A 24,168-nucleotide genomic window follows, 5' to 3' on the forward strand; every position below is an offset into this window, starting at 1 on the left:
AGGAACGAAAATCAAGCCCCTCCGGCGATTGAGGAGCGGGGGTACGGGGGCAGCGCCCCCGTAAACTCAGCGCCCGACCTCCTTCGTCACCAGCGCCACCGCCTCGTCCACGTCGTCCGTGACGTGGAACAGCAACAGGTCCCTCTCCGAAGCCTTGCCCTGGGCCACCACCGTGTCGCGGAGCCAGTCGACCAGGCCGCCCCAGTACTCCGTACCGAAGAGGACGATCGGGAAGCGGGTGACCTTGCCGGTCTGGACGAGGGTCAGCGCCTCGAAGAGTTCGTCCAGCGTGCCGAGGCCGCCGGGCAGGACGACGAAGCCCTGGGCGTACTTCACGAACATGGTCTTGCGGACGAAGAAGTAGCGGAAGTTGACGCCGATGTCGACGTGCGGGTTGAGGCCCGACTCGAAGGGCAGCTCGATACCGAGGCCGACCGAGACCCCCTTCGCCTCGCGCGCCCCACGGTTCGCGGCCTCCATCGCGCCCGGGCCGCCGCCGGTGATGACCGCGAAGCCCGCGTCGACGAGCGCCCGGCCGATCCGTACACCTGCCTCGTACTCCGGTGTCCCGGCGGCCGTGCGGGCCGAGCCGAAGACGCTGATGGCGCTCGGCAGTTCGGCCAGTGCGCCGAAGCCCTCGACGAACTCCGACTGGATGCGCATCACCCGCCAGGGGTCGGTGTGCACCCACTCCGAGTCGTCCTCGGAGTCCAGCAGCCGCTGATCGGTCGTGCCGGGCTGCACCTGGTCCCTGCGGCGCAGCACGGGTCCGAGGCGCTGCTCCTCGGGTCGTACCGCGCCTTCAGGGATCTCCGCACCTTCGGGGATGCGCGCGTCCTCGCGGTTGCCCATGACCTGCTCCCTCCGCCGACGTCGGAGGCGTCCTGCGACGCCTCCGTCTCACGCCAGCGTAGATCGCCACGGGTTACGGACAGGGGAAGACGGAAGGTCAGGCGTGGGTCAGCTGGTGAGCCAGGAACGCAGCCGCTCCTCGCAGTGGGTGATGCGCTCGACCTTGACGTGCTCGTCGCGCTTGTGGGCGAGGACCGGGTCGCCGGGGCCGTAGTTGACCGCGGGGACACCGAGCGGGCCGAAGCGGGCCACGTCCGTCCAGCCGAACTTGGGCCGGGCGACGCCGCCGACCGCGTCCATGAACGCCTTGGCCGCCGGGTGCGAGAGCCCCGGCATGGCCGCGCCGGAGTGGTCGTCGACCGTGAACTCCGCGACGCCGCAGTCCGCGAAGACCTCGCGGACGTGGGCCAGGGCCTGCTCCTGGCCGAGGTCGGGGGCATAGCGGTAGTTGACGACGACCGTGCAGGCGTCGGGGATGACGTTGTTGGCGACGCCGCCCTCGATGCGTACGGCGTTGAGGCCCTCGTGGTACTCCAGGCCGTCGATCACGGGACGGCGCGGTTCGTACGCGGCGAGGCGGGCGAGGACCGGGGCGGCGGCGTGGATGGCGTTGGACCCCATCCAGCTGCGCGCGGAGTGCGCCCGCTCGCCCGCCAGGTGGAGGAAGACGCGCAGGGTGCCCTGGCAGCCGCCCTCGACCTCGCCGTTGGAGCCCTCCAGCAGGATGGCGAAGTCGCCCTTCAGCCAGTCGGGGTGGGCCTCCGCGATACGGCCGAGGCCGTTGAGGTGGGCGGCGACCTCCTCCTGGTCGTAGAAGACGAACGTGAGGTCGCGGTTGGGCTCGGGCACGGTCGCGGCGATGCGCAGCTGCACGGCGACGCCGGACTTCATGTCGGAGGTGCCGCAGCCCCAGAGCAGGCCGTCCGCGTCGAGCCGGGAGGGCACGTTGTCGGCGATCGGCACGGTGTCGATGTGCCCGGCCAGGATGACGCGTTCGGAACGGCCGAGATCCGTCCTGGCCACGACGTTGTTCCCGTACCGCTCGACGGTCAGGTGCGGCAGCGCGCGCAGCGCCGACTCGATGGCGTCCGCGAGGTCCTTCTCGTTCCCGCTCACCGAGGGGAAGTCGACGAGCGCGGCGGTGAGGGCGGGCCCGTCAAGGGTGAGGTCAAGCGTGCTTTCGGCCATGGCTACGAGCCTAGTACCTCGCGTACGGTGACCCCCGTGACCAGGACCGACTCCGCCGCTCCCCGACGTCCCGGCCACAGTCGCCGGCTGCGGATCGTGGCGGCCTTCGGTGTGCTTGCCGCCGTGGCCGGTTATCTGACCGTTCAGTACGTTTCGGGCGGGCGCGGGTCCGACCAGTGCACGGTGCGGTCGGCGGACGGCTCGTACCGGCTGACGCCCGAGCAGGCCGCGAACGCCGCGACGATCTCCGCCGTCGGCACCACGCGCGGGATGCCGGAGCGCGCGGTGACCATCGCGCTGGCCACGGCGTTGCAGGAGTCCGCGCTGCGCAACCTCGACCACGGCGACCGGGACTCGCTGGGGCTGTTCCAGCAGCGGCCCTCGCAGGGCTGGGGCACCGAGCGTCAGATCATGGATCCGGTCTACTCGGCCGGGAAGTTCTACGAGCACCTGGCGAAGGTGCCCGGCTATTCGCGCCTGCCGCTCACCGAGGCCGCGCAGCGCGTCCAGCGCAGCGGTTTCCCGCAGGCGTACGCGAAGCACGAGCCGGACGCGGCGCTGCTGGCCGCCGCGCTGACCGGGCGCACGCCGGGTGCGCTGGACTGCGAGCCGCCCCGGACCACGGCGGGGACGGGCGACGCCACGAAGGTGCGGGCCGCGCTGGCGAGCGCCTTCGGCAAGGACGTACGGCCGGCCGCCGCAGCCCCTTCGGCGGGCGCGGCGGCCTCGGGCGCGCTCGCGGTCCCGGTGCTGGCGGACCGTCGCGCCGACCGGGACGGCGTGCCGCAGCGGGGCTGGGAGCTGGCGCACTGGGCGGTGGCCCAGTCGGAGGCGCTGGGCATCGACGAAGTCGCGTACGGGGGCCGGGTGTGGGCGGCCGGCTCGGGCTGGCACACGGAACGCGAGGCGTCGAAGCGCGAGAAGTCCGACACGGACGAGGTAAGGCTCCGCCTCGTGCGATAGAGGTCGGCAGACCCGCGCGTGCGTACGTGCGAGACATCGCCCGAACGGGCGTACCGCCGTGCGCCCCGGCGCCCCCCGGACGGCTGACCGGGGGGCCCGCGCACGCCGCCCGCAACCCTTGCCGTGCAACGGAAGTGACGGTTCGGCGGCCGACTGCGGCGCGCACTGTTTGCCCGGGTTCCTCCGCTGAGGATTATCCGACGCATTGCTCAGTCTTTACGTCACCGCACCGCAACCTCACCCGCCCCCACGACGGTTGTCATGGCGTCCGACCCACGGACAGCCCGAATTCCTCTCCCGTCGAAGGAGCATCATGTCCCTCCCCCTGACCCGTCGGATCGCCCGTACCGCGCTGCTGATCGCGGCGGGTGCGGCCCCCGTGGTCGGTGCGGCCGGTGCCGCCGGTGCCGCGGAGCTCCCGCAGACCTCGGACCTCGGCGGCCTCACCAGCGTCGAGGGTGCCGGTCTCGGCAAGACGGTCGAAGGCGCGGCCAAGCCGGCCTCGGGTGCCGCGAACGAGACGGGCGGCAAGCTCGTCGGCACCGCGCTTCCTGTCGCGGGCAAGACGCTCACCGACGTCGGCGGCAAGGCCGCCCCCGCGGCGAAGAAGGTCTCCGGCACGACCAAGAGCGCGACCAAGGGCTCGTCCAAGGGCACCGACGTCGCCAGCACCCTCACCGGTGCGGCCAAGGGCGGTCTGCCCACCGACGCCCTCACCCAGGGCCTGCCGCTCGGCTGACACGTACACGCGCGAGTGCCCCGGGAGTGCGCACTCCCGGGGCACTCGCGCGTGCCGTTGCTCAGCCCAGGCGCTTGACCGCCGCCGCCACGCGCTCGTCGGTGGCCGTGAACGCCACGCGGACGAAGCGTTCGCCGGCCGGTCCGTAGAAGTCGCCGGGCGCCACCAGGATGCCCAGCTCCGCCAGGTAGGCCACGGTGTCCCAGCACGGCTCGTCGCGGGTGGCCCAGAGGTAGAGGCTCGCCTCGCTGTGCTCGATGCGGAAGCCGTGGGCCTCCAGGGCCGTGCGCAGGGCGGCGCGCCGCTCGGCGTACCGGGTGCGCTGCTCGGCCACGTGCGTGTCGTCGCCGAGTGCGGCGACGGTCGCGGCCTGGACGGGCGCGGCCGTCATCATCCCGCCGTGCTTGCGGATCTGGAGCAGCTCGCCGAGCACGGCCGCGTCGCCCGCGATGAACGCGGCTCGGTAGCCCGCGAGGTTCGACCGCTTGGACAGCGAGTGGACGGCGACGATGCCCTCGTACGTACCGCCGCAGACGTCGGGGTGGAGCACGGAGACCGGATCGGCCTCCCAGCCCAGCTCCAGGTAGCACTCGTCGCTGAAGACCAGCACGCCGTGCTCGCGCGCCCAGGCGACGATGCGGACCAGCTCGTCCTTGGCGAGGACCCGGCCGGTCGGGTTGGACGGGGAGTTGAGCCAGAGCAGCTTGAGGCCGGCCGGGTCGAGCTCGGTCGGGTCGTCGTAGACCACCGGCTCGGCGCCGCAGAGCCGCGCGCCGACCTCGTACGTCGGGTAGGCGAGCCGCGGGTAGGCGACCTTGTCGCCGGCGCCGAGGCCGAGCTGGGTCGGCAGCCAGGCCACCAGCTCCTTGGAGCCGACGACGGGCAGCACGTTCTCGTGGGCCACCGAGACCGCGCCGAGCCGCCGCTCCACCCAGCCGGTGAGCGCGTCGCGCAGCGCGGCGGTCCCCCACACCGTCGGATAGCCGGGGCTGTCCGCCGCCGCGACGAGCGCCTGCCGGATCAGCTCGGGCACCGGGTCGACGGGCGTGCCGACGGACAGGTCCACGATCCCGTCCGGGTGAGCCCCGGCCGTCGACTTGTAGGGCGCCAGCTTGTCCCAGGGGAAGACCGGGAGGCGGGAGGAGACTGCGGACACGGCTCTCTGCTTTCTCGTACGGGTTCACGCGGGCGGCCCGGAAGGACCGCGGGAAACACCGCGGTCCCGCACGGCGGCGAGCCGTACGGGACCGGGGCGGCGCACGTGCCGGGCGCTGTTACTGGTTCTGCGGCGGCAGCGCGGCGATGAACGCGTGGTCGCGCTCGATCAGGCCCAGCTTGGAGGCACCACCCGGCGACCCGAGGTCGTCGAAGAACTCGACGTTCGCCTTGTAGTAGTCCTTCCACTCGTCCGGAGTGTCGTCCTCGTAGAAGATCGCCTCCACCGGGCAGACCGGCTCGCAGGCTCCACAGTCGACGCACTCGTCCGGGTGGATGTACAAGGACCGCTGGCCCTCGTAGATGCAGTCGACGGGGCACTCTTCGATGCAGGCCTTGTCCTTCACGTCGACACAAGGCTGCGCGATGACGTAGGTCACGCTGTCGTTCCTCCTCGGTAGGGCGTTGGCTCTCGCGCGGGAGCGCGGCGTCGTCGATGCCCGCCCCTAGTATCTCCGTTCGCGGGCACGAACCGAACAGGAGGGGCGGACAGAGCTGTGGAATTCACCATCGGCGGACGGCTTGAGGTCCGAATTGCCCCGGCTGACGTGGGCAAACGGGTATCAGTCCGGCGTTTGACCGGAGACGGTCCGGGAAGGCCGGAATTCACCGACACGGTCGGTGTTCTCACATCGTGGGACGCCGGTGTGCTCTCCATCACACCCAAGAACGGCGAGGCCGTCCGTATCGCGGAGTCCTCGCTGGTCGCGGGCAAGGTCGTGCCGTCCGCCCCGGCCCGGCGGCGTGGACCCGCCGCCTCGTACGAGGAACTCGCCCGCGTGTCCGCGCGTGCCTGGCAGCCCGTGGAGAGCGAGCCGCTGGGCGACTGGCTGCTGCGCGCCGCCGGGGGGTTCACCCGGCGCGCCAACTCGGTGCTGCCGCTCGGCGACCCGGGCATGCCGCTCGGCGTGGCGCTCGGGCGTGTCCGGGAGTGGTACGCGGAGCGGGGCCTTCCGCCGTACGTGCAGACCGCGACCGGCGCCGCGGACGCGCAGGAGGAACTGTGCGCGGCTCTGGAGGGGCACGGCTGGCGGCGCGAGGTGACGGCGGAGGTGCGCATCGCCGCGCTCGCGCCCGTCGGTGACCTGCCGGCCGAGGTTTCCCGGGTACGGCTGGGGCGGACGGCCGACGCGGCGTGGCTCGCCCGCTACCAGCGGGTCGGGACGCCGGGCCCCGAGGTGACGTCGGTGCTGCACAGCGGCCCCTCCGTGTGGTTCGCGACCGTGCCCGGCGAGACGGGCGAGGCGCCCGCCGCGACCGGGCGGTGCGTGGTGGACGGGCGGTGGGCGGGGTTCATGGCCGTCGAGGTGGCCCCCGAGCACCGCCGCCGGGGTCTCGCGACGACCGTGATGACCGCGCTGGCCCGGCAGGCGATGGACGAGGGCGCGTCCGCCGCCTGGCTCCAGGTGGAGGCGGACAACGAGGGCGCCCGGGCGCTGTACGACGGGATGGGTTTCGCGACGCACCACCTCTACCACCACTTCCGGCCGGTGTGACCGGTGGCGGCCGAGAGGAACGACCGCGAGGAACTGCGCCGCCGGTTCGCGGAGGAGGCCAGGGCCGAGCGGCCCGACCTGGCGCTGCTGTGCCTGCTGGTGGCGGCCGAGGCGGACCCGGAGCTGGACGCGCGGGGCATCGACGAGGCCCAGATCGAGCTGGACCGGCTGGCCGGAATGCTCCCGTACGGGCTGCGCGACGGCCACGCCTGGGCGTCGGCGCTGGCCGAACTGCTCGGTGAGCGGTACGGGTTCGAGGGCGCGACGGCGGACTACCGACGCCTGGAGTCGTCCCTGCTGCACGAGGTACTGCGGCGGCGGCGGGGGCTGCCGATCCTGCTGTCGGTGGTCTGGATCGAGGTCGCCCGGCGGGCGGGCGCGCCGGTGTACGGGGTGGCGCTGCCGGGTCATTTCGTCGTCGGCTTCGGCGATCCGGGCGAGCGGGTGCTCGCCGATCCGTTCGCCGGGGGACGGCCGCTGACGGACCAGGACGCGGAGCTGATGGTGACGAGCGCGACCGGGGAGCGGTGGGAGCCTTCGGCGCTGGAGCCCGCGCGGCCGCTCGAGGTGGTGCTGCGGATCCTGAACAACATCCGGGCCTGGGCGGCAGCCCGCCCGGAGGAGACGGCCGTGGCGCTGTGGGCGGTGGAGCTGTCCCTGTTGCTGCCCGCGCACCCGGCCCGGCTGCGCTACGAGCACGCCCAGCTGCTGGTGCGGGCCGGGGAGTTCCTGCGCGGCGCGGCCGAGATGGAGGAGTACGCGCGGGTCGTCGAGGACATCGAGCCGGCCGTGGCGGAAGCGGTGCGGCACAGTGCGCGGGCGGCGCGGGCGCTCCTGAACTGACGGACCGGGAGGCGGGGCCGTCGCCCAAACCTTCCGGGGTCCCGCCATGCCGTCCAACGGGTGATTATCCGTTCTTCGCCACTCGATGGGCCCATGCCGTAGCTCCAATGCGACGCTCTCCGATGGCGCGCTCCCGGGTTCGGACTGACGGTGGATCACGTAGCCGCTGCGTCACCAGGAGTCGACAGACCGTCACTCCTCGCGGGGGCGACGAAAGGAAATGTGTACAGATGCGCTCTGCCCGCACGCTGTTCGCTTCGGCCGCCGTCACGGCGGTCCTCACCATCACCGCTCCCTCGGCCTACGCGATGACCGTCGCAGCCGGCCAGGACCACGGCGGCTCGTCCGCCTCCGAGCAGGACGAGCACGGCAAGTCCGACAAGGACTGGAAGAAGGACAAGCCGCACGGCGGCATGCACACCGGCGGCGGCGCGCTGTCGATGACGGTCACCAAGGAGTGGCAGCCCGGTGACGAGGGCGGCAAGTACAAGAAGGACGACGCCGACAAGCCCCGCGGCGGCGTCCACACCGGCGGCGGCGCCCTCGCGAACACGGTCGCCAAGGAGTGGCAGCCCGGTGACGAGGGCGGCAAGTACAAGAAGGACGACGAGGACAAGCCGCACGGCGGCGTCCACACCGGCGGCGGCGCCCTCGCGCAGACCGTCACGGAGTGGGAGCCCGGTGACGAGGGCGGGAAGTACAAGGACGAGGACAAGCCGCACGGCGGCATGCACACCGGTGGCGGCGCGATGGCGATGACCGGCAGCGGTCTGGCCGCCGGTTCGCTGCTGCTGCTCGGCGGCGCCGGCGTGGCCGCGTACCGGCTGCGTCGCCGCCAGGCGTCCGGCGGTGCGATGGCCTGACCGGCCTCGCGGGCCCTTCCCGTCGTCGCGGTCGCCGTCCCTCGGGGCGGTGGCCGCGGCGCCCGCGTTTCCCGGTCCTCCACTCGTACCGCCCCCGTACGGACGAAAGGCACGTGCTCCATGGCCGCCCCGCAGACCACCGAAACCCCCTCCCCCGGGGCCGCGGCCCCCACCCGCTCGCTCGGCCGGGCGCTGCTCTGGCCCCTCGCGACGGCCGGGCTCGGCATGACCCTGATCTACCACTCCATCGGCTCGCCGGCCGACGACAAGGCGCCCGCCCCGCCCCCGGTGGCCGCGTCCGCCGCCGCGTCCCCGTCGGCAGGGGCCACGCCGAAGGCGACCCCGAGCGCGTCGCCCTCGCTGCCGCGCTCGGTGCCGACGCGGCTGAGCATCCCGACGATCGCGGTGGACGCGCCGTTCACCCCGCTGTCGATCGGTTCCTCGGGGCGGCTGGACGCGCCGCCGCCGAACGACAAGAACCTGGTCGGCTGGTTCAAGGACGGTGCGACGCCCGGTGAGCGGGGTACGTCGATCGTCGCGGGCCACGTCGACACGACGACCGGTCCGGCCGTCTTCCTCCAGCTGCGCTTCCTGAAACCCGGCGCGACCGTCGACATCACCCGCGCCGACGGCACGGTGGCCTCGTTCGCCGTGGACACGGTGGAGACGTTCAGCAAGGCGGACTTCCCCGACGACAAGGTGTACGCCGACACCCCGGACGCGCAGCTGCGGCTGATCACCTGCGGCGGCAACTACGACCGGAAGGCCAAGGACTACGAGGACAACGTCGTGGTCTTCGCCCACCTGGACTCGGTGAAGAAGGGATGAGCGGCGCCCTTCCCCCGCGTACGGGGCGGAAAACCGGGTGCGGAGGGCGACGGGGCGCTGTTAGCGTCGGAGACATGCAGCGTGCCGCCATGAACACGACGACGCCGGAGAGTGTCCCGGCGCGCTGACCGATGACCAGTCGACAAGCCCCGGGGCGAGTGCCCCGGGGCTTGTCCATGGGGTCACTCGCCCTTCCCACGCGAGGAGACCGCCATGCACGACCACCGCCGACTCGGCCGCGAGCTGGAACTGTTCGACACCGACCCGCTGATCGGCGCGGGCCTGCCCTACTGGCTGCCGGACGGGGCGGAGCTGCGGCACACCCTGGAGGAGTACATCCGCGCCGCCGAGCGCCGGGCGGGTTACCGCCACGTGTACTCGCCGGTGCTCGGAAAGCGGGAGCTGTACGAGCGCTCGGGGCACTGGGCGCACTACAGCGACGACATGTTCCCGCCGATGGAGCTGGGTGACGGACAGGTGGTACTGCGGCCCAGCCTGTGCCCGCACCACGCGGTGATCTACCGCTCCCGGTCGCACAGCTACCGCGAACTGCCGCTGCGGTTGGCGGAACTGGGCGGGATGTACCGGGCGGAGCTGTCCGGAGTGCTCGGCGGCCTGACCCGGGTGCGCTCCATCCAGCTGAACGACGCGCACATCTTCTGCACCGTGGACCAGGTGGCCGACGAGGCGCGGGGCGCGCTGGACATGATCCGGCGGGCGTACGAGGCACTGGGCATCCGCCCGGCCCGCTTCCGGCTATCGCTGCCGGGCGCGGGCGGGAAGTACGTCGCCGCCCCGGAGCTGTGGCGGCGCTCCACCGCGCTGCTGACCGAGGTGCTGGACGCGTCGGGGCTGCCGTACGAGGCGGCGGAGGGCGAGGCCGCGTTCTACGGGCCGAAGATCGATGTCCAGGTCGAGGACGCGGCGGGCCGCGAGTTCACCCTGTCCACCGTGCAGGTCGACTTCCACCAGCCCGAGCGCTTCGACCTCCACTACATCGGGGCCGACGCGGCGAAGCACCGCCCGGTCATGGTGCACCGCAGCATCATCGGCAGCGTCGAGCGGGCCGTCGCCCATCTCATCGAGCAGCACGGCGGCGCGTTCCCGGCCTGGCTCGCCCCGAAACAGCTGGCCGTCCTGCCGGTGTCCGACGCCGAACTTCCGGATGCCGAGGCGCTGGTGGTGCGGTGTGCCGAGCTGGGGCTGCGCGCGGAGATCAGCGGCCGGGAGCGCGGCAGCCTGGGCGCCCGCGTCCGCGAGGCCAGACTGGTGCCGTACCAGGCGGTGATCGGCGCGGCGGAGGCGTCGGCCGGGCTGGTCGCGCTCCGCCTGCGCGACGGACGGCGGCTCGACCCGCTGCCGGCCGGGGAGGCGCTGTCCCGGATCGCCGTGCTGACCGCCGCGCACGCTACCGCCCTGTGGGACGAGGACGCGGAGGGTCTCTAGACCGTGTCCGGCGCCGCCTCCACCCTCGGCTCGTCGCCCTCCCGGTCCGGCCCCAGCGCCCCGGCCAGCGCCGCCGCCAGGGCCACCAGGGCCAGCACCACGGTCATCGTGAGACGCAGGCCGATGTGGTCGGCGAGGAAGCCGAGCGCGGGCGGGCCGACCAGGAAGGCGCCGTAGCCCGCCGTGGAGACCGCGGCCACCCGTGCGGCGGCGTCCGTGGGGTGGTCGCCCGCTGCGGACACGGTGACCGGGAAGCCGAGCGAGGCGCCGAGCCCCCACAGCACCGTGGCGGCCCCCGCCATCACGGGGCTCGGCGCGACGATCACCACGGCCAGGCCCAGCGCGGCGGTGAGGCCGCTGATCCGGACGACCTTCGCCCGGCCGAACCGCTCCAGGAAGGGGCCGCCGGCCAGCCGGCCCAGTGTCATCGAGGCGGCGAAGACCAGGAAGGTCAGCGAGCCCGCCGTGGGGCTCACGTCGTACCCGTCGACCATGAGCAGCGGCAGCCAGTCGTTGGCGGCGCCCTCCGCGAAGGCCATCGCCAGCACGATCACGCCGATGAGGACGAGCTGCCGGTCGCGCCACACGTGCAGCTGCCCGCGCAGGCCGCCCTGTCCGGACCCGGCGGCGGGGGCGTCGTCCTGGCCCGTGCCGTGCGGGATGGCGAGGACCGCCCGTGCACCGGCCGCCGCTATCAGCCCCGCGACGAGTGTCAGGTGCCAGCCGACGGGGAACGCGGCCGCCGTCAGCGCCATGCCGAGGAGCGCCCCGACGACGGTCCCCAGGCTGAAGCAGCCGTGCAGGACCGGCAGGACGGGCCGTCCGATGGCGCTCTCGACGGCGGCTCCCTCGATGTTGAACGCCACCTCGCTCATCCCCATCCCGCCGCCGAACAGGGCCAGTCCCCCGAAGACCACGGCCGCGAGCGACAGGGCGGTGCCGGCGGCGACGACGAGCAGCCCGGCGACGATCAGGACGACGCCGCCGAGGATCGTCGTCCGGCCGCCGTGGCGCCGCACCAGCGGTCCGGACGCCATGACACCGGCCATCGAACCGGTGGACAGCCCGAACAGGACCAGGCCCATCGCGCCGGTGGACACGTCGAGCCCGTCCCGGACGGCCGGGGTGCGCGCGACCCAGGAGGCCATGCCCGTACCGGCGGCGAGCATGAAGAGGAACAGGGCGGCACGCCAGCGGCGTGTGACGGCGTCCATGCAGCGGGGCCTCGTTTGACGGTCGGAGAGGAGAAGGAGGTGGTCGAAAAGGTGGCGGGTGCCACGAGCGTACGATCGTACGCCTTGAGTGTACGCTCGTACCCATGACGGACCACTTCGCGGGCGACCCGCGCACGAACCACGAGCGGATGCTCGCCGGAGACCTGTACATCGCGGACGACCCGCAGATCGTCGAGGCCCAGAAGCGAGCCGTGCGGCTGGCCGCCCGCTATCTCGCCGCCTACACCGAGGACCCGGACGCGGCGCGGCCCGTCGTCGCCGAACTGCTCGGCGGGCTGGGGGCGGGGGCGCACATCCGGCCGCCGCTGTACGTCGACTACGGCTCGTACATCACGGTCGGCGAGGACACGTTCATCAACTACAACCTCACCGCCCTGGACGTCGCGCCGATCACCATCGGCCGCGACTGCCAGATCGGGCCGAACGTGCAGCTGCTCACGCCCACCCACCCGGTGGAGCCGGAACCGCGCCGCGACAAGCTGGAGGCGGCACGGCCCATCACGATCGGCGACAATGTCTGGCTCGGCGGCGGGGCGATCGTGCTGGCCGGGGTGACCATCGGGGACAACAGCGTCATCGGCGCGGGAGCAGTCGTCACCAAGGACATCCCCGCCGACGTGGTCGCCGTGGGCAATCCGGCCCGGGTGATCCGTTCGATCTAGACGAGGGACAGGCACACAGGTGGCGACCGGACAGAACGACCCCGAGCGGCGGGAGCGCATCATCGCCGCCGCGCTCGACCTGATCGCGGCCGAGGGGGTCGCCGGAACCTCGCACCGCAAGGTCGCCGCCCGCGCCGGGGTGCCGCTCGGCTCGATGACGTACCACTTCGCCGGCATGGACGAGCTGCTGCGGGAGGCGTTCACGCGCTTCTCCAGCAGCATCGTCGCCGTCTTCGAGGAGCGTCTCGGCGCCGCCACCACGCAGGACGAGGCCCGGGAGGCGGTCGCCGACCTGGTCCACCACCTGTCCGGCGGCAACCAGCGCGAACTGGTCCTCACACACGAGCTGTACACCCTCGCCGCCCGCAAGCCCGCCTACCGCGAGCTGACCCGGGAGTGGATGCGCCGCAGCCGGGTCGCCCTGGAATGGCACTTCGACCCGGCGACGGCCCGTCAGCTGGACGCGCTGATCGAGGGCCTCTCCATCCACCGCGCCCTCGAAACCGAACCGCACGACCGCGCTCTGACCGTCGAGGCCATCGCCCGCATCACGCGCGTCTGACGCGCGCCCCCGACTCCTGGCCGGCACCCCACCTGACCAAGGTGCCGGCCAGGTCCCTTGCCGCAGGGCCCGGCGCTCCGGCAGGCGGCACCCCGCACCGTCAGCTCCTGAACTCAAGCGCGCCCCTAACTGCCAGCAGAACGGGTCAATTGCCGCCCTGCCGACATTATTTGTTGCGCTCAGCTGGTTCGCGTGAGGCTTCTGATGCACACCTCTTGACGTGTCCAGGGTGACAACGGAACCATCGACACCCACCGGAGAGCGCTCTCTGGGCGTTTCGCCGGACAGCTCGTCGTGTCACCCGTACCACGACTCAGGAGACGTACGTCCATGCACCTTCCCCCCACGGAAGCCCCCGCAACTCCCCCCACAGCAACCCCCACCGCACCATCCCGCCGCAGGCGCCGGGGCAGGGCCTTCGGGTTCGCCGCGTTCGCCGTTTCGCTGCTCATGGCCGTCCCCACGGCGCAGACCGCCTTCGGTCAGGACGCGCAGGCCGTCGAGGGCGGCGGCGACCTCGGCCCCAACGTCATGGTGTTCGACCCGTCGACGCCCGACATCCAGGGCAAGGTCGACGAAGTTTTCAAGCAGCAGGAGTCGGCGCAGTTCGGCGACGGCCGCTACGCGCTGCTCTTCAAGCCGGGCACGTACGACAACATCAACGCGCAGATCGGCTTCTACACCTCGATCGCCGGTCTCGGGCTGAACCCGGACGACACCACATTCAACGGTGACGTCACCGTGGACGCGGGCTGGTTCAACGGCAACGCCACCCAGAACTTCTGGCGTTCGGCCGAGAACCTCGCCCTCAACCCGGTCAGCGGCACCGACCGCTGGGCCGTGTCCCAGGCGGCACCGTTCCGCCGTATGCACGTCAAGGGCGGCCTCAACCTCGCCCCGAACGGCTACGGCTGGGCCAGTGGCGGGTACATCGCCGACAGCAAGATCGACGGCCAGGTCGGCCCGTACTCGCAGCAGCAGTGGTACACCCGCGACAGCTCCATCGGCAGCTGGGGCAACGGCGTCTGGAACATGACGTTCTCCGGCGTCGAGGGCGCACCGGCGCAGAGCTTCCCCGAACCGCCGTACACCACACTCGAGAACACCCCGGTCTCCCGCGAAAAGCCGTTCCTCTACCTCGACGGCAACGACTACAAGGTGTTCGTCCCCGCCAAGCGCACCAACGCGCGCGGCACTTCCTGGGGCAGCGGCACCCCGCAGGGCGAGTCGATCCCGCTGGACCAGTTCTACGTGGTGAAGCCGGGCGCGAGCGCGGAGACGATCAACGCGGCCGTGGACCAGGGGCTGCACCTGCTGTTCACGCCCGGCATCTACCACGTGGACCAGACGATCAACATCGACCGCGCGGACACGGTCGTGCTGGGCCTCGGCCTCGCCACGATCATCCCGGACAACGGGGTCACCGCCCTCAAGGTCGGTGACGTGGACGGCGTGAAGCTCGCCGGTCTGCTGGTCGACGCGGGCACCACCAACTCCGGGTCGCTGATCGAGGTCGGCCCCGAAGGCGCGTCCGCGAGCCACGCGGACAACCCCACCTCGCTCCAGGACGTGTTCGTCCGGGTCGGCGGCGCGGGCGCCGGCAAGGCGACCACGGGCATGGTGATCAACAGCAACGACACGATCATCGACCACACCTGGCTGTGGCGCGCCGACCACGGCGAGGGCATCGGCTGGGACACCAACCGCTCCGACTACGGCCTCCAGGTCAACGGCGACAACGTCCTGGCCACCGGCCTGTTCGTCGAACACTTCAACAAGTACGACGTCCGCTGGTCCGGCGAGAACGGCAAGACGATCTTCTTCCAGAACGAGAAGGCCTACGACGCCCCGAACCAGGACGCCGTCCAGAACGGTGACATCAAGGGATACGCCGCCTACAAGGTCGACGACTCGGTCAACACCCACGAGGGCTGGGGGCTGGGGAGCTACTGCTACTTCAACGTCGACCCGAGCATCCGCCAGGACCACGGCTTCGAGGCCCCGGTCAAGTCGGGTGTGAAGTTCCACGACCTGCTCGTCGTCTCACTCGGCGGCCAGGGCCAGTACAACCACGTCATCAACGACACGGGTGCGCCGACCTCGGGGACGGACACCGTGCCGTCGCAGGTGGTGTCGTTCCCGTAGACAGCCGGCAGGCGTGAACTCCGTTCGGCGGAACCCTCACGCGATACCGCCCGTCCCGTCTTTTCCGACGGGGCGGGCGTCGTCGCGTCAGGGCCGGCCGCCCGCCATCAGGGATTCGAGTCCGGCGAGCCCTTCCAGGATGAACGCACCCATCCCGCGCTCCCCGACGCTGTCGATCCAGCGCTCGAAGGCGACCTTGAAGACGGCGATCCCCGCCTCGGCCGCCAGGCCCGCCGCCGGTTCGCTGACGCCCCGCAGGCGCAGGGCCTCCCGCATCGCCGTGGCGAGCGAGGCGAGCTTGACCAGTTCACGCTCCTGGAGTTCCGCGTTGGCCGTGATGACCCGCTGCCGCTGGCGGGCCTGCTCGCGCCGCTCGTCGAACACGGCCGCGGCCGCCTGGAGCGCGCCCGCCACCGCCTCGATCGGGGGCGCGGACGGAGGAGCCCCCTCCAGGCCGCTCACCAGGCGTTCCCTCAGCAGGGCGGAGCCCGCGAACAGCACCTCGCGCTTGTCGGCGTAGTGCCGGAAGAACGTGCGTTCCGTGAGGCCGGCCCGCTTGGCGATCTCGGTCACCGTCGTCTGCTCGTAACCGCGCTCGCCGTACAGCTCCATGGCGGCCTGCTCCAGCCTGCCGCGCGCGTTCGGCTCCCATCGACCCATAACGGCGAGTCTATGGGATGACAGTCACTGACATCACGGGTAGGCTTGATGACAGTTGCTGACATCGAGGGTCCGGCCGCGTTTCCCGCCGCCCGGATCGTCAGCCTGTTCCAGGAGGTTTCCTCATGCGTGTATTCATCACCGGTGCGTCCGGGTGGATCGGTTCCGCCGTCATTCCCGAGCTCATCGAGGCGGGTCACCAGGTCGTCGGGCTCGCCCGCTCGGAGGCGTCGGCCGAGGCGCTGGCCACCGCCGGCGCCGAGGTGCGGCGCGGGTCGCTGGACGACCTGGACGTGCTGCGCGAGGCGGCCGCCGACGCGGACGGGGTGCTGCACCTCGCGTTCAAGCACGACATCGCGTTCTCCGGGGACTTCCAGGGCGCCACCGACGCGGACCGCCGGGCCATCGACGCCTTCGGGGACGCGCTCGCCGGCTCCGGAAAGCCGTTCGTCATCGCGTCCGGGCTGCTCGGGCTCGCCCCCGGCCGGGTCGCGACCGAGGAGGACGGGCAGAGCGCCGACCCGCGGGCGTCCGCCGGAGGCCCCGGCGGACGGCAGGAGAACGCGCGGGCGACGCTCGCCCTCGCCTCCCGCGGCGTCCGCTCGTCCGTCGTCCGGCTGCCCCCGACGGTCCACGGCGACGGGGACCAGGGCTTCGTCGCCTCCCTGATCGCCAACGCCCGCGACAAGGGCGTCTCCGGCTACGTGGGGGACGGCTCCGGGCGCTGGCCGGCCGCGCACCGCTCGGACGTCGCGCACCTGTTCCGGCTGGCCCTGGAGAACGCACCGGCCGGCACCACGCTGCACGCGGCGGCCGAGGAGGGCGTCGGACTGCGGTCCGTCGCGGAGACCATCGGCCGTCACCTCGGCATCCCCGTGGTCTCCGTCGCGCCCGAGGACGCGGCCGGGCACTTCGGCTGGCTGGGCGCCGTGGTGAGCCTCGACTCGCCCGCCTCCAGCGCGCTGACCCGCGAGCGGTTCGGCTGGAAGCCGGCCGGACCGGGGCTGGTCGAGGACCTCGACCAGGGGCACTACTTCCGGGCGCCCGCGAAGTAGCCCCGCGCCGTCCTCACTGGTCGCGGCGGTGCACCGCGCACACCGCCACCGCCGCGGCCACCAGCGCCCACAGTGCGTAGACGGTCCAGGCACCCGCCTCCGACCACGGGAAGAGCTCGGGCGGGGGCTGCGGAAGGGCCCCGCCCGTCAGCCGGTCCCAGGCGCTGAACGGCAGGGCGTGCCGGAGCACCGCCGTCAGGTGGCGGCGGTCGCTGAGGACCATCGGCAGCAGGAGCAGCACCACCACGCACGCCACGACCGAGGCCCCCGTGTGCCGGACCACCGTGCCGAGAGCCAGCCCCGCGAGCGCGGCAACCGGGGCGAGCAGCGCGGAGGCGGCGAGAACTTGGAGCACGCCGGGGTCCCCCAGCGGGACCGAGGCGCCGCGCCCGGACAGGATCGCCCGGGTCGAGGCGAACGAGACGGCGGCGACGAACACACCGAAGACCGTGGTGACGGCGGCGAGGACGAGAACCTTGGCGGCCATCACCGAGCGCCGCGCGGGCACGGCGGTGAACGTCGTGCGGACGAGCCCCGTCCCGTACTCGCCGGTGACCGACACGGCCCCGATCGCGGCGAGCGCCAGGACCAGCACCAGGGCGGAGTTGTCGGTGAAGGCGTCCACAAGGGCCAGGCGGTGGGTGACGAAGAACTCCTGGCTGCCCTTGTCGTACTGGTACCAGTACTTGTAGTGGTCGTAGGCCGTACCGGCGTTGAACGCGACGACGGCCAAGGCACTGAGCGCGTACAGCCAGGGCGTCGAGCGCAGCGACCACGTCTTCAGCCACTCGGCGGCGATCAGGTCGGTGAAGCGCGCGCGGGGCACGTCGTGCGCCACGGGGGCGGCGGTCGCCGTGGTCATCGGGGGTCTCCTGCCAGGTACTGGACGCTGTCCGCGGTGAGTTCCATGAACGCCTCCTCCAGCGAGGCGCCGAGGGTGGTCAGTTCGTGGAGCAGGACCCGGTGGCGCAGAGCGAGTTCGCCGATGCGCTCGGCGGGGAGCCCGGTCACCGCGAGCCGGTCGCCGTCGGCGGTCACCGAGGCGCCCTCGGCGGTCAGCAGCGGGGCCAGGGTCGCCGCGTCCGGGGTGCGGACGGTGACGCTCAGCCGGGTCGAGCGGGCGGCGAACGCGCTCAGGCTCTCGGCGGCGATGAGCGCGCCGCGCCCGATGACGACGAGCTGGTCGGCGGTGTTCTCCATCTCGGTCATCAGGTGGCTGGAGACGAAGACGGTACGGCCTTCGGCGGCGAGCCGGCGGAACAGGCCGCGCACCCACAGCACGCCTTCCGGGTCGAGGCCGTTGAGCGGTTCGTCGAAGAGCAGGACGGGCGGGTCGCCGAGCAGGGCCGTGGCGATACCGAGGCGCTGGCGCATCCCGAGCGAGAAACCGGCGACGCGTCGGCGGGCCGCTGCCGCGAGGCCCACCTCGTCCAGGATCTCGTCGACCCGGGCGCGCGGGATGCCGTTGCTGCGGGCCAGCACGGCGAGATGGGCGCGGGCGGTGCGCCCGCCGTGGACGTCGCCCGCGTCGAGCAGGGCGCCGACGTGGCGCAGCCCGCGCGGGTGGTCGCGGAAGGGGCGGCCCCGGACGGTGGCCGTTCCGGCGGTCGGCTCGACCAGCCCGAGGAGCATGCGCAGGGTAGTGGTCTTACCGGCACCGTTGGGCCCGAGGAAGCCGGTCACCTCACCGGGCCGGACGGTGAAGGTCAGGTCGTCGACGGCGATGGCGCCGCCGTATCGCTTGGTCAGTCCGTTGACTTCGATCACGGGTCCCACCCTGCTGACCGGGACCGGCCGGTGTCGTCGGGCCGTCGCTGACATCCGGACGGGCGCGACTGCACCCGTGGGTGTACAACCGTGGGCCGATGTGAGGGCGTTCGATACTGGCTACGCTCGGCGCATGTCCTCGTCACCGGTCCTCCCCCTGCTCAAGCGCGTCCCCCCGGGCGCGTGGGTGGCGGCTGCCTGGTACGCGGGCATGGTGCTGACCCTGCTGATGCGGGTGCGGCTCCCGGGCGAGCAGCAGGCGTCCGTCCTGCCCGGGGTCCTCCTCTACCGCTGGGACGGCCTGCTCACCCACCTGCTGTCCACGGGGCTGCTGATGACGGGCTGCCTGTGGCTCACCCGGCGCCCGCTGGGCGCCACGGCGATGCTGCTCGCCGCCTCCGCGCTCGCCACGATGCCGCTCGGGGTCACGGAGATACCTCTGGCACAGTTCCTGGCCGTCGATCTCGCCCTGTACTTCACGGCCGCCGCGCGTCCGCTGCGCACGGGCGTGCTCGCCCTCGTCATGTCGGTCGTCGTCCTGGTCGTCTTCGTGAGCAGCCGGGCCTTCATGGGATGGCCGGCGGGTACGTCGGCGGAGGTGGCCGTCGCGCTGACGGCGGTCGTCGCCTGGCTGGTGGGCCGCTCGGTGAACGAGAGCCGCAGGCACGACGCGGACCTGGTGGCCAGGGCCACCGACCGCGCGCTCGTCGCCGAACGGCTGCGCATCGCCCGCGAGATGCACGACGTGGTCGCGCACAGCGTCGGCATCATCGCGCTCCAGGCGGGCGCCGCGGCCAGGGTCGTGCACACCCAGCCGGACGCCGCCCGGGAGGCGATGAGCGCGGTGGAGACGGCCGGCCGGGAGACGCTGTCAGGACTGCGCCGAATGCTGGGCGCCCTGCGGGAGACCGGGCCGGGTGGCCAGGAGCCGTCGGGCCGCGAGGGCGCGCCGCTGCGCCCCGCCGAGTCCCTGGCCGACATCGACCGGCTCGCCCGGGCCACGACCGCCGCCGGCGTCCGGGTCGACGTGGAGTGGCGCGGCGAACGGCGTCCACTGGCGCCCGAATTGGAGCTGTCGGCGTTCCGCATCGTCCAGGAGTCGGTGACCAACGTGGTCCGGCACGCGGAGACTGCCGCCTGCCGGGTACGCGTCACCTACGGCCACGAGGAGCTGACCGTCGACATCACGGACCGGGGGCGGGGCACCGGCCGGGGTACGTCTCCTGGGTTCGGCCTCGTCGGCATGCGCGAGCGGGTGGCCCTGCTGCACGGCGAGTTCGCGGCCGCGCCCGCGCCCGGCGGGGGGTTCCGGGTCACGGCACGGCTGCCGGTGCCGGTGCACGAGCCGGTGCGGGAGGCGATACCCGGGCCGCCGGAGCGTGGGCCGGAACCCGTCCGGGAGGCGGCGATATGAGCGAGGCCGGGGCGGCTTCCGTCATCCGGGTGCTGCTCGCCGACGACCAGCCGCTGGTGCGGACCGCGTTGCGCATGGTCATGGCGGACACCCCGGACATCGAGGTGGCCGGCGAGGCGGGGACCGGTGAGGAGGCGGTCCGGCTGACCGACCGACTGGCGCCGGACGTCGTCGTGATGGACATCCGGATGCCCGGCATGGACGGCATCGAGGCCACGGAGCGGATCGTCGCACAGGGCGGCGCGGCACACGTGGTGGTCCTGACCACGTTCGACGACGACGATTACGTGTACGGGGCGCTGCGCGCCGGCGCGGCCGGGTTCCTGGTCAAGGACATGGCTCTGGACGACATCCTGGCGGCGGTCCGGGTGGTGGCCTCGGGGGACGCCCTGATCGCGCCGGGCGTCACCCGGCGGCTGATCAAGGAGTTCGCCGCCCGTCCCGCGTCCTGCCCGGCTTCCCCGGCGCCGCTCGCCGCGATCACCGAGCGGGAGCGGGAGGTGCTGGTGCTGGTCGGCAGCGGGCTCTCCAACGCGGAGATCGCGGAGCGCCTGGTCATCAGCGTGGCCACGGCGAAGACGTATCTGACCCGGCTGCTCGCCAAGCTGGGGGCGCGGGACCGGGTGCAGCTGGTGATCATCGCGTACGAGGCGGGGCTGGTGTCCGCGGGGCGGTGACGGGGGGGGGCGGTGACGGGGGGACGCGACCGACCGCCGGACGCCGTGGCCCCGGCCATGATCCGCCGGACAGGCCCTACAACCAGCCCTTCTCGCGGGCCATGCGGACGGCCTCGGCGCGGTTACGGGCCGCCATCTTCTGGATCGCCATGGAGAGGTAGTTGCGGACGGTGCCCTGGGAGAGGTGGAGCGCGGCGGCGATCTCCGCGTTGGTCGAGCCGTCGGCGGCGGTGCGCAGGACCTCGCGCTCGCGTTCGGTCAGCGGGCTCGCCCCGTCGGCGAGTGCGGCGGCCGCGAGGCCGGGGTCGATGACGCGTTCCCCGGCGAGCACCTTGCGTACCGCCTCGGCGAGCTGGGACGCCGGTGCGTCCTTGACCAGGAAGGCGTCCGCGCCCGACTCCATGGCGCGGCGCAGATAGCCGGGCCGGCCGAAGGTGGTGACGACGACGACCTTCACGTCCGGGAGGGCGTCACGCAGCTGGGCCGTCGCGTCGATGCCCGTCATGCCGGGCATCTCGATGTCCAGGAGGGCGACATCGATGCCGTGTTCCCGGGCCGCCGCCAGGACCTCGTCGCCGCGGGCGACCTGGGCGACCACCTCGATGTCGGGTTCCAGACCGAGGAGCGCCGCCAGTGCCTCGCGCACCATGGACTGGTCCTCCGCGAGGAGAAGTCTGATCATGCTCATTCCGCGGATCCTAGGCCGGATTCGAACGGAACGCTGAGGACCATGGTGAAGCCTTTGCCCGACCGGGCGTGGGTGGCCCGGGTGCCGAGGGTGCCGTCCACGGTGGCGAGGCGCTCGGTGAGGCCGGTGAGGCCGTTGCCCGGCGGGGTGCCGGCGGCGCCGCGGCCGTCGTCGGCGACGGTGAGTTCGAGGACCCGCCCGTCGAGCGTCTGGCGCGGGGCGAGCGTAACCGTGCAGCGGTGCGCGCCGCTGTGCCGTACGACGTTGGTGACGGCTTCCCGCAGCCCCCAGGCGAGCACCTCCTCCACCTTCCCGGGCACGCCGTCCGGGACGTCGGCGGGCACGTCGGCGGTGACCCCGGCGGCGGCCAGCGCGGTGCGGGCGCCGGCCAGTTCGCCGGAGAGGGTCGGCCGGCGGTAACCGGTGACGGCGCTGCGTACGTCCACCAGCGCCTGGCGGCTGACCTGTTCGATGTCGGCGACCTGGGCGGCGGCGCGCTCCGGCTGGTCGGGGAGCATCCGCCCGGCCAGCTCGCTCTTGAGGGTGATCAGGGAGAGGGAGTGGCCGAGCAGGTCGTGCAGGTCGCGGGCGAGGCGCAGCCGCTCCTCGTTGGCGGCGAGCTGCGCGACGGTGGCCCGGGCCTCGCGAAGCTCGATCGTGGTGCGGACCAGCTGCCGTACGCCGGTCATCGCGAAGCCGCCGAGCAGGGCGGGGAAGACCAGGGCGGTGATGATCTCGCGCGCGTCCTCCAGGGTCGCGCCGACGCCCACCAGGACCACGGTGGTGACGGGGATCAGCCAGCGCGCGGTCCGCAGTGGCAGCGTGGCCCCGACCGAGACGGACACGTACACGAAGAGGACCAGCCAGGGCGTGCCGAACGTCAGCGACAGCAGGACGGCGAGGGCCCCGAGGAAGGCGAGGGAGGCGCGGACCCGGAAGGGGTCCAGCGCCTTCGACGTGTGCCGGAAGACGAGGACCAGGTAGGCGCCGACGAAGACCAGCAGCCCCAGAACGCCGAGCGCCGTCGCCCACGGGGTGTGGTTGCTGTCGGCGAGGTCCTTGACCGGCGCGCTCATGAAGGCGAGCCAAATGCCGATCCACAGCAGCTTGACCCCCGCCTGGCGGGCGGTCGCGGGCGGCCGCCCCAGACCCACCGACATCTCGTCCTCGTTCACGACTTCAAGGTGTCCTTCCGGTAGAGCCAGGCCGCGCCGCCCGCGAAGAGCAGGAAGTAGACGCAGAGGACGGCGACGTCCCTGGCGTGCGGCGCGCCGCCCATCTCGACGGCCTGGCCGAGTGCAGCGTACGCGTGCGTGGGAAGCCACTCGGACACGTTCTGGAGCCACTGCGGGAAGGTGGCGCTGGGCATCCACAGGCCGCCGAGGATGGAGAGCCCGAAGTAGATGATCATCGTGACGGGGCGGACCGCGTCACCACTGGTCAGGTAGCCGATGGCGACACCGAGCGCGGCGAAGACCAGTGAGCCGGCCCAGATGACGCCGGTCAGCGCGAACCACTGCCACAGGTCGAAGCGGACGTGCTTGACCGAGGCGGCGACGAGGAAGACCACGACGATGCACGGCAGGGTGACCATGGCGGCGCTGGCGATCTTCGCGAGGACGTAGCCGCGGCCAGGCAGCGCGGTCAGCCGCAGCTGGCGCACCCAGCCCTTCTCGCGCTCCTTGGCGATGCGCTCGCTGTTGCCCATGAGGACGGCGGTCAGCGCGCCGAACGAGGCCATGGAGACCATGAAGAAGGACTGGAGGGTCAGATCGGTGTGCGGGATCTTGTCGGTGTCGTTCTGGGTGCCGGAGATCAGCAGGTAGATCACCGACGGGTAGATGACCGAGAAGAACATGAACTTCTTGTTCCGCAGGGTGCGGGTCACTTCGAGCCTGATGAGTGTGTTCATGCGGTCCTGGCCTCCTCGGCCTCGGTGATGGCGACGAAGGCCTGCTCCAGGCCGAGTCCGGCGACTTCCAGCTCGCGCGGGTAGAGGCCGAGGCCGTAGACGGCGTGGACGGTCGCGTCCGCGTTGTGCGACTGGATGCGCACCCGCCGGCCGCTGATGTCGAGCGTGGAGAGGAACGGCAGCGCACGCAGGGCCGCTTCGTCGATGGCGCCCTCCAGCTCGAAGGAGATCCGGCGGGCCCCGGCCTTCGCCTTGATCTCGGCGGCGGTGCCGTCGGCGAGGAGGCGGCCCTTGTGCAGGACCAGGACGCGGTCGGCGATCGCGTCGGCCTCTTCGAGATAGTGGGTGGCGAACAGGACGGTACGGCCCTGCTCGGCCTGCTCGCGCATGGTGGCCCAGAACGCCTGGCGGGCGGTGACGTCCATGCCGGTGGTCGGCTCGTCGAGCACGATGAGGTCGTTGGCTCCGGCGGTGGCCAGCGCGAAGCGTACGCGCTGCTCCTGGCCGCCCGAGAGCTTGTTGACCATCCGGCCGGCGATCGACGCGATGCCCGCCCGGGCCAGCACCTCGCCCACGGGGTAGGGGCGCGGGTGCAGGTCGCAGCCCAGCCGGACCAGCTCCTCGACGGTGACGTCCTCCATCAGCCCGCCGCTCTGCAGCATGGCGCCGACCCGGCCGGCCGCGATGGCCTCCTGCGGGGTGGTCCCGAAGAGGCGGACGGTGCCGGAGTCGGCGGGGCGCAGGCCGAGCAGGAGGTCGAGGGTGGAGGACTTGCCGGCGCCGTTCGGGCCGAGCAGCGCCACGGTCTCGCCGGGGTGCAGGTCGAGGGTGAGCCCGTCGACGGCGCGTACGTCCCCGTAGGCCTTGGTCACCTGGTCGAAGGCGACCACGGCGGTCCTGGCCGCGGTCGTTTCGGTGGCTGTCGTTGTCATGCGTCCAGCCTGGCCGAACGGGGGTG

At 72.5% G+C, this 24,168-nt stretch carries 25 protein-coding genes; 13 read left to right on the forward strand and 12 right to left on the reverse strand.

The window, feature by feature from the left end; all coding sequences use genetic code 11:
• Window positions 1-66 precede the first annotated feature (66 nt).
• Complete coding sequence (locus BLW14_RS10495; RefSeq protein ID WP_093706509.1) at window positions 67-852, reverse strand: LOG family protein; 786 nt, start codon at window positions 850-852, stop codon at window positions 67-69.
• 108 nt (window positions 853-960) lie between these two features.
• The gene (dapE, locus tag BLW14_RS10500; protein ID WP_093706511.1) at window positions 961-2,040 is read right to left on the reverse strand and encodes a succinyl-diaminopimelate desuccinylase; all 1,080 of its coding nucleotides are present in this window, start codon (window positions 2,038-2,040) and stop codon (window positions 961-963) included.
• Between the two features lie 36 nt (window positions 2,041-2,076).
• Between dapE and BLW14_RS10505 the strand changes: the two genes are divergently transcribed.
• Together BLW14_RS10505 and BLW14_RS10510 are read left to right on the forward strand one after the other, a co-directional pair.
• A complete protein-coding gene (locus tag BLW14_RS10505) occupies window positions 2,077-3,003 on the forward strand; it encodes a hypothetical protein (protein ID WP_371128062.1) in 927 nt (308 codons plus the stop codon).
• A gap of 313 nt (window positions 3,004-3,316) precedes the next feature.
• Window positions 3,317-3,742 carry an ATP-binding protein gene (locus BLW14_RS10510; RefSeq protein WP_093706515.1) on the forward strand — a complete coding sequence of 142 codons (426 nt, stop codon included), beginning with the start codon at window positions 3,317-3,319 and terminating at the stop codon, window positions 3,740-3,742.
• Between the two features lie 61 nt (window positions 3,743-3,803).
• Here the strand turns inward: BLW14_RS10510 and BLW14_RS10515 are convergent, their stop codons facing one another.
• Together BLW14_RS10515 and fdxA are read right to left on the reverse strand one after the other, a co-directional pair.
• Window positions 3,804-4,898: a bifunctional succinyldiaminopimelate transaminase/glutamate-prephenate aminotransferase gene (locus BLW14_RS10515; RefSeq protein WP_093706517.1), complete on the reverse strand. Its 1,095-nt coding sequence runs from the start codon at window positions 4,896-4,898 to the stop codon at window positions 3,804-3,806.
• Window positions 4,899-5,016: 118 nt separating this feature from the next.
• Window positions 5,017-5,337 carry a ferredoxin gene (gene fdxA, locus BLW14_RS10520; protein WP_018105475.1) on the reverse strand — a complete coding sequence of 107 codons (321 nt, stop codon included), beginning with the start codon at window positions 5,335-5,337 and terminating at the stop codon, window positions 5,017-5,019.
• 117 nt (window positions 5,338-5,454) lie between these two features.
• On the opposite strand from fdxA, the gene BLW14_RS10525 reads away from it, so the two are divergent.
• The 5 genes from BLW14_RS10525 (at window position 5,455) to thrS (ending at window position 10,433) form a co-directional block, all read left to right on the forward strand.
• Complete coding sequence (locus BLW14_RS10525; protein WP_177153945.1) at window positions 5,455-6,453, forward strand: GNAT family N-acetyltransferase; 999 nt, start codon at window positions 5,455-5,457, stop codon at window positions 6,451-6,453.
• A gap of 3 nt (window positions 6,454-6,456) precedes the next feature.
• A complete protein-coding gene (locus tag BLW14_RS10530; protein ID WP_093706521.1) occupies window positions 6,457-7,296 on the forward strand; it encodes a transglutaminase-like and tetratricopeptide repeat-containing protein in 840 nt (279 codons plus the stop codon).
• Window positions 7,297-7,526: 230 nt separating this feature from the next.
• Window positions 7,527-8,159 carry a hypothetical protein gene (locus BLW14_RS10535; protein ID WP_093706523.1) on the forward strand — a complete coding sequence of 211 codons (633 nt, stop codon included), beginning with the start codon at window positions 7,527-7,529 and terminating at the stop codon, window positions 8,157-8,159.
• A 120-nt stretch (window positions 8,160-8,279) separates the two neighbouring features.
• Window positions 8,280-8,987: a class F sortase gene (locus tag BLW14_RS10540; RefSeq protein ID WP_093706525.1), complete on the forward strand. Its 708-nt coding sequence runs from the start codon at window positions 8,280-8,282 to the stop codon at window positions 8,985-8,987.
• 213 nt (window positions 8,988-9,200) lie between these two features.
• Window positions 9,201-10,433, forward strand: a complete 1,233-nt coding sequence (gene thrS / locus BLW14_RS10545; protein WP_093706527.1) for a threonine--tRNA ligase — start codon at window positions 9,201-9,203, stop codon at window positions 10,431-10,433.
• Here the strand turns inward: thrS and BLW14_RS10550 are convergent.
• Window positions 10,430-11,647 carry an MFS transporter gene (locus BLW14_RS10550; RefSeq protein WP_093706529.1) on the reverse strand — a complete coding sequence of 406 codons (1,218 nt, stop codon included), beginning with the start codon at window positions 11,645-11,647 and terminating at the stop codon, window positions 10,430-10,432. The genes thrS and BLW14_RS10550 overlap by 4 nt on opposite strands.
• 104 nt (window positions 11,648-11,751) lie before the next feature.
• Here BLW14_RS10550 and BLW14_RS10555 point away from each other — a divergent pair, with 104 nt between their 5' ends.
• The 3 genes from BLW14_RS10555 (at window position 11,752) to BLW14_RS10565 (ending at window position 15,037) form a co-directional block, all read left to right on the forward strand.
• Entirely contained in the window at window positions 11,752-12,330 is a 579-nt protein-coding gene (locus tag BLW14_RS10555; RefSeq protein WP_093706531.1) for a sugar O-acetyltransferase, read from the forward strand.
• Between the two features lie 19 nt (window positions 12,331-12,349).
• A complete protein-coding gene (locus BLW14_RS10560; RefSeq protein ID WP_093706533.1) occupies window positions 12,350-12,892 on the forward strand; it encodes a TetR/AcrR family transcriptional regulator in 543 nt (180 codons plus the stop codon).
• Between the two features lie 330 nt (window positions 12,893-13,222).
• The gene (locus tag BLW14_RS10565) at window positions 13,223-15,037 is read left to right on the forward strand and encodes a coagulation factor 5/8 type domain-containing protein (RefSeq protein WP_093706535.1); all 1,815 of its coding nucleotides are present in this window, start codon (window positions 13,223-13,225) and stop codon (window positions 15,035-15,037) included.
• Between the two features lie 87 nt (window positions 15,038-15,124).
• Here BLW14_RS10565 and BLW14_RS10570 read toward each other — a convergent pair whose 3' ends face one another.
• Window positions 15,125-15,649, reverse strand: a complete 525-nt coding sequence (locus BLW14_RS10570) for a TetR/AcrR family transcriptional regulator (protein WP_093706537.1) — start codon at window positions 15,647-15,649, stop codon at window positions 15,125-15,127.
• A gap of 173 nt (window positions 15,650-15,822) precedes the next feature.
• Here BLW14_RS10570 and BLW14_RS10575 point away from each other — a divergent pair, with 173 nt between their 5' ends.
• Complete coding sequence (locus tag BLW14_RS10575; protein WP_093706538.1) at window positions 15,823-16,752, forward strand: SDR family oxidoreductase; 930 nt, start codon at window positions 15,823-15,825, stop codon at window positions 16,750-16,752.
• A 13-nt stretch (window positions 16,753-16,765) separates the two neighbouring features.
• On the opposite strand, the gene BLW14_RS10580 is transcribed toward BLW14_RS10575, so the two are convergent.
• Both BLW14_RS10580 and BLW14_RS10585 read right to left on the reverse strand, forming a co-directional pair.
• Entirely contained in the window at window positions 16,766-17,614 is an 849-nt protein-coding gene (locus tag BLW14_RS10580) for an ABC transporter permease (RefSeq protein WP_093706540.1), read from the reverse strand.
• Window positions 17,611-18,519 carry an ABC transporter ATP-binding protein gene (locus tag BLW14_RS10585; RefSeq protein WP_093706542.1) on the reverse strand — a complete coding sequence of 303 codons (909 nt, stop codon included), beginning with the start codon at window positions 18,517-18,519 and terminating at the stop codon, window positions 17,611-17,613. Before BLW14_RS10585 ends, BLW14_RS10580 begins: the two co-directional genes overlap by 4 nt.
• A gap of 133 nt (window positions 18,520-18,652) precedes the next feature.
• Between BLW14_RS10585 and BLW14_RS10590 the strand changes: the two genes are divergently transcribed.
• The gene (locus BLW14_RS10590; RefSeq protein ID WP_093706544.1) at window positions 18,653-19,933 is read left to right on the forward strand and encodes a sensor histidine kinase; all 1,281 of its coding nucleotides are present in this window, start codon (window positions 18,653-18,655) and stop codon (window positions 19,931-19,933) included.
• Entirely contained in the window at window positions 19,930-20,610 is a 681-nt protein-coding gene (locus BLW14_RS10595; protein WP_093706546.1) for a response regulator, read from the forward strand. The genes BLW14_RS10590 and BLW14_RS10595 overlap by 4 nt, the downstream gene beginning before the upstream one ends.
• Window positions 20,611-20,686: 76 nt before the next feature.
• On the opposite strand, the gene BLW14_RS10600 is transcribed toward BLW14_RS10595, so the two are convergent.
• The 4 genes from BLW14_RS10600 to BLW14_RS10615 are packed head-to-tail and all read right to left on the reverse strand — an operon-like array spanning window position 20,687 to window position 24,142.
• The gene (locus BLW14_RS10600; RefSeq protein WP_018518957.1) at window positions 20,687-21,298 is read right to left on the reverse strand and encodes a response regulator transcription factor; all 612 of its coding nucleotides are present in this window, start codon (window positions 21,296-21,298) and stop codon (window positions 20,687-20,689) included.
• Window positions 21,295-22,473, reverse strand: coding sequence for a sensor histidine kinase (locus BLW14_RS10605; RefSeq protein WP_093706548.1), 1,179 nt, complete (start codon window positions 22,471-22,473; stop codon window positions 21,295-21,297). Before BLW14_RS10605 ends, BLW14_RS10600 begins: the two co-directional genes overlap by 4 nt.
• Complete coding sequence (locus BLW14_RS10610) at window positions 22,470-23,210, reverse strand: ABC transporter permease (RefSeq protein ID WP_093706550.1); 741 nt, start codon at window positions 23,208-23,210, stop codon at window positions 22,470-22,472. The genes BLW14_RS10605 and BLW14_RS10610 overlap by 4 nt, the downstream gene beginning before the upstream one ends.
• On the reverse strand, window positions 23,207-24,142 hold the full coding sequence (locus tag BLW14_RS10615; RefSeq protein WP_093706552.1) for an ABC transporter ATP-binding protein: 936 nt from the start codon (window positions 24,140-24,142) through the stop codon (window positions 23,207-23,209). The genes BLW14_RS10610 and BLW14_RS10615 overlap by 4 nt, the downstream gene beginning before the upstream one ends.
• Window positions 24,143-24,168: the final 26 nt, after the last annotated feature.

The organism is Streptomyces sp. 2131.1 (assembly GCF_900105515.1).
Lineage (GTDB): Bacteria > Actinomycetota > Actinomycetes > Streptomycetales > Streptomycetaceae > Streptomyces > Streptomyces drozdowiczii.